General features: G+C 65.9%; 1 protein-coding gene. It reads left to right on the top strand.

Features of this window, described 5'->3' with window-relative positions:
* Nucleotides 1-89 precede the first annotated feature (89 nt).
* Nucleotides 90-1,187 carry an IS630 family transposase gene (locus EBO15_RS43430; RefSeq protein ID WP_199745202.1) on the top strand — a complete coding sequence of 366 codons (1,098 nt, stop codon included), beginning with the start codon at nucleotides 90-92 and terminating at the stop codon, nucleotides 1,185-1,187.
* The last annotated feature ends 11 nt before the right edge of the window (nucleotides 1,188-1,198 follow it).

The following is a 1,198-nucleotide window of genomic DNA, read 5'->3' as shown; positions in this document are numbered from 1 at the left end:
CTAGTGGCTCGTGACTGAACCTTGCTGGGGTAATTGATCTCGGTGGGGTGGCGCGTCAGCCTTGTCCCAGTCGGTTCTGGGAGGTGGGTGTGGCGCGGAAGCCTGAGGTGTTCGTGCGGGCGTTGTCGATGGAGGAAGGCCGGAGGCTGCAGCGGATCACGCGGTCGGCCAAGGACCCGGTGAAGCTGCGGCGGGCGATCGTGGTCCTGATGTCCGCGCAAGGCCGACCGGCGTCCTCGATCCGGACGTTGATGCAGGTCAGCGACGACTATGTGCGGGGCGTGGTGCACGCGTTCAACGAGCGGGGGTTCGACGCGCTCGACCCAAAATGGAGCGGGGGCCGTCCGCGGAGGATCGGTGAGAGGGTGCGGGAACGCATCTGCCTGATCGCCCGGACGACTCCCGCCGAATGGGGCATCACCGGCTTCTCGACCTGGAGCCTGGCCAAGCTGGCCGCTCATCTGGAGAAGATCGGGCTGGTCACCTCACTGTCCCCGACCCATCTGGGAAGGATCTTGAAGGCCGGCGGGGTGTCGTGGCAGACCACGACCACCTGGAAGAGCAGCAACGACCCCGACTTCATCGCCAAGATGCAGGCCGTCCTGGCCCTGTACGACGCGCCTCCCGAGGGTGGGCGGGTGATCTGCGTGGACGAGTTCGGGCCACTCAACCTGATGCCCCGCAAGGGCAAAGCGTGGCGGCCCGCCCGCAGCCCCCGGCGACTGAGGGCGACCTTTCACCGCAACAACGGCGTCCGGCACATGCTCGGCGCTCTGGACCTGGCCACCGGCAAGCTCTACTACCGCATCCGGAAACGGAAACGGTGGCGGGAGTTCTTGTCGTTCCTCAAGAGCCTGCGCACCCGCTGGCCAGGCGAACGCCTCTACCTGATCTGCGACAACTACTCCCCGCACAAACACCTCGGCGTCCGGGCGTGGGCTGAGGCCAACGATGTCGAGCTGGTCTTCCTGCCGACCTACGGGTCGTGGCTGAACTGGATCGAGTCGGAGTTCGCCGCCTTGCGGTACTTCGCCCTGAACGGCACCGACCACCACAGCCACGACCAGCAGAACCGCGCCATCGCCGCCTACATCCGCTGGCACAACCACAACACCCACCCGAAAACCAACTTCGCCGCCAGCTCCCCGATCCGATCATGGACCAGTTACCCCAGCAAGGTTGCGTAACGAGCCACTAG

The sequence above is a fragment of the Actinomadura harenae genome (genome assembly GCF_003696215.1).
Classification (GTDB): Bacteria; Actinomycetota; Actinomycetes; order Streptosporangiales; family Streptosporangiaceae; genus Spirillospora; species Spirillospora harenae.
This window is presented reverse-complemented; position numbering and strand designations above follow the sequence as displayed.